The organism is Bacillus sp. EKM420B (assembly GCF_011065565.1).
In the GTDB taxonomy this organism is placed as follows: Bacteria; Bacillota; Bacilli; order Bacillales; family Bacillaceae; genus Bacillus; species Bacillus velezensis.
In genome coordinates this window covers 1-269 of record NZ_JAAMNX010000039.1, presented here as the reverse complement: position 1 = coordinate 269, position 269 = coordinate 1, and the positions used below count along the sequence as shown (strand labels likewise).

At 51.7% G+C, this 269-nt stretch carries 1 pseudogene; it reads right to left on the bottom strand.

Going from position 1 to position 269, the window contains the following annotated elements:
- Positions 1–50: 50 nt before the first annotated feature.
- A pseudogene (locus G9F48_RS19420) lies at positions 51–269 on the bottom strand (PLP-dependent aminotransferase family protein); the annotation flags it as partial.

Genomic DNA, 269 nt, shown 5'->3' with positions numbered 1-269 from the left:
TGTGCTGAAGGGGACAAAAAAAGAGAAGCCCGAAAGCTCCTCATGCTGCTCTACACCCCGTTTTCCAGCAGACGTCCCAGTTTTTGCACACCCTCTTTTATCGCGGCTTTACCGGCATAACTGAACGACAGGCGAAGATATTCGGCACCGTCTTCCTGATGCAGAAAAAAATATTTACCGGGTACATAGGAAACGCCGTGAGAAAGAGCCCTCGCCAGCATTGCGGATGTATCCGCCCCAGGCGCTTTCACCCATACAAAGTAACCGCC